The 2,966-nt window shown below is 43.5% G+C and carries 2 protein-coding genes; one reads left to right on the forward strand and one right to left on the reverse strand.

The genetic code is table 11. The features are described from left to right. Positions 1–102 precede the first annotated feature (102 nt). Positions 103–1,326, forward strand: coding sequence for an MFS transporter (locus ACFQ2O_RS20955; protein WP_377532720.1), 1,224 nt, complete (start codon positions 103–105; stop codon positions 1,324–1,326). Between the two features lie 79 nt (positions 1,327–1,405). Here ACFQ2O_RS20955 and ACFQ2O_RS20960 read toward each other — a convergent pair whose 3' ends face one another. Further along, positions 1,406–2,905, reverse strand: a complete 1,500-nt coding sequence (locus ACFQ2O_RS20960) for a carboxypeptidase-like regulatory domain-containing protein (RefSeq protein WP_377532722.1) — start codon at positions 2,903–2,905, stop codon at positions 1,406–1,408. Positions 2,906–2,966 lie beyond the last annotated feature (61 nt).

A 2,966-nucleotide genomic window follows, 5' to 3' on the forward strand; every position in this document is an offset into this window, starting at 1 on the left:
CAATTACATCTAAAATATGGTTTAGTAGTCTTTTATCACCATAATTAGAGCTCCATCTAAAAATGAATACACGCAATTTACTTTTTACTCACTAAAGACTTTATGCTTCAAAAATCTCCTGACAACCTGGTGCCTAAACAGGAAATAAGAGAAGGACTGCTGATATTTATACTTGCTGCCATTCAGTTTACGCATATGGTAGACTTTGTGATTATGATGCCGCTGGGCCCCCAACTTATGCGTGTATTTGCCATCAGCCCTAAAGAGTTTGGTCTTCTGGTTTCTGCCTATACATTCAGTGCGGCTATAGCAGGCTTCTTCAGCGCCCTTTTTATTGACCGGTTCGATCGGAAAAACGCCATGCTGGTTTTATACTTTGGTTTTGCCATAGGCACCCTGGCCTGTGCACTTGCCCCTACCTTTGGTTTACTGCTTTCTGCCAGAGTGGTGGCAGGTGGCTTCGGAGGCGTACTTGGTGCGCTGATTTTAGCTGTTATTGGCGATGCCATTCCAGAGCAGAGGCGTGGGGCAGCAACTGGCAAAGTAATGGCGGCCTTTTCTTTGGCCTCTATCGTAGGCATACCCATCGGACTATACCTGGCCAGTGAGTCAAGCTGGCATACCCCGTTTTACGTTTTAGCTGCTATAAGTGTGCTGGTATTGATTTTAGCTTTCAAAGGCTTACCAAGTATGAGAGGACATCTTTCAAACGCAGTAAACCATAAGCCGTTTGCTGTGCTGGGTGCCGTCGTGAAGCAGCAAAACCTTCAATGGGCCTTAGCTCTTATGTCTACCATGACGATGGCCGGTTTCTTTGTTGTGCCGTTCATAAGCCCTTACATGGTGGCAAATGTTAATTTCACAGAAACAGACTTAAGTTATATTTACCTCTTTGGTGGTTTAGCCACGGCTTTTACGTCGCAATGGGTTGGTAAACTGGCTGACAAGTATGGCAAGCAACGTGTCTATGCTTTTGCAGCGCTCATCTCTATGCTGCCAATTTTAACAATCACAAATTTACCTCCTGTCTCTCATCCAACAGCATTGGCTATTACTACTTTCTTTTTTATCTTCTTTGGAGCTCGGTTTGTTCCTGCCATGTCACTTATCACTTCAAGCGTTGAGCCTAAACTGCGTGGCAGCTTCATGAGCATCAACTCTTCGGTACAGCAATTAAGTGCTGGTCTGGCTTCTTTTGCAGCAGGCTTTATTGTGCAGGAAGCAGCATCTGGGCAACTCCTCTATTATAACTGGGTAGGAGTCATTTCCTGTTGTATTACGCTTGCTTCTGTTTGGGTGGTAAGGCACCTAAAGCAGGTGGGATAATGCTGCCAAATCAAAATTAAAAGCATAAAAAAAGCCGTGGATATAGCACGGCTTTTTTGTAGTAATGTATAGGAGGTTACTACTTCCAATCTGGCATAATAGCGTTAGAGAAAATTTTAACGCGGTTTTTTCCGTCAGCAGCATCCATCATATAAATATCCGCTGTACCCATTCCGTCATTAGCAACATTCACGAAAATTATTTTATCGCCTGTAGGAGAGTAGCGCGGGTACAGATCGTTGGTGCCGGCAGGCTTGTTGGCAGATAAATCAACAAGAGCTGTACCATCTATGTTCTTTCTGAAGATACGCGCATCTAATTGACGGCCTACTGCATTCTCAAATCCTGAAATATCTCGGGTATAGAGTATGCTCCTGCCGTCAATAGAGAAGACTGGGCTTTCGATACGACCAGGGAGGTTCTCCACAAGTAGCGTCTGGTTTGTACCATCAGCATTCATAATATAAATTTCAGAATGATTGATGTTTTCGCCTATTGTCAGTGCTAAGATTTTATTTCCATTTTCGGTCCAGTCAAGCGACAGGAAATTACGGTTTGCAGGAGCTGTAGCAATGGTTGTTAAATCTGCTCCATCTCGCCTGATGCTATAAAGGGTACCATAATTAGCGTAAATCAGCCTTCCTCCATCCGGAGACCAGGCAAAGCCTCTACCGTTCGTGTTATGATATCCGGCGATAGGCACCGTGGTAACTTTAAACTTATTGGAGCCATCCCTATTCATGGTATAAATATGTGGCTGCGTTAACTCGTCCGATGAATACGCTATGATATCACGTTTAGGATTAAGCAACGGCCACCAGTCACGGCTAAAACCAGTTGTTAAGCGAAAGGTGTTTTGAGTGGTGCCGTCAGAACTATAGATATCATAGTTGCCATCTACTGAGCGGGCAAATAAATACCTGGCGTTAGGGAGTGCATTTGTAGAGAAGCTCCAAATAGGGCCATTTGTAGTTGCATCTCCTTTATTCTTTGCTACTACCTGCCAAAAATAAGTAGTGCCGTGCATCAGGTTATCAGCTACAACACTGGTGTCTTTTACAGATTCAGCTATCTTTTTTTTTTGATTACCTCCTGATTCGTACAAGTAAACATCATACGTAAGGGTGTCTTTTGAGGCAGGGCCTTTCCATTTCAGCGTAACGCTATTGGAAAGCCCAGAGGTATTATTGGCAGGAGAAGGCTCAGAGGGAATTCCGGGTGCGCCATTACCTTCAGTAGAAGTTGACAGTTGTACAATAACAGCTGTTTCTTTATCATCTTTAACAGCTACAGAAACCGACTCTGTTTTATAGCCTGACTTTTTTGCCGTAATCGAGTAATCTCCTCCGGTGATATCAGAAATCCTGAATCTGCCTTCAGCGTCTGTAATAATTGCCGTTGTGGCAGGTGTAGTGGCTATACTAACGGCAGCCAAGGGTTTACCGCTATCTGCATCTAAAACCTGACCACTTAATATACCCTCTCCATTCGGTTCAATGGTATCTTCGTTACAGGCAGCCAGGCAGGTTATTAGCAAAAATAAAATAACAAGCTTAAGGGTAGAAGCTGTTTTCAACATGTATAAATAGTAAAAAGTAGTGGATGCAGGAATAAACAAAAAGCACCTTATTCAACCAAGG

This window comes from Pontibacter rugosus, assembly GCF_042678745.1.
GTDB classification, from domain to species: Bacteria; Bacteroidota; Bacteroidia; order Cytophagales; family Hymenobacteraceae; genus Pontibacter; species Pontibacter rugosus.

What these genes read in the sequence shown, in the direction of transcription:
- ACFQ2O_RS20955 (WP_377532720.1), top strand. Translation starts at nt 103, where the DNA reads ATGCTTCAAAAATCTCCTGACAACCTGGTGCCTAAACAGGAAATAAGA.
- ACFQ2O_RS20960 (WP_377532722.1), bottom strand. Translation starts at nt 2,905, where the DNA reads ATGTTGAAAACAGCTTCTACCCTTAAGCTTGTTATTTTATTTTTGCTA.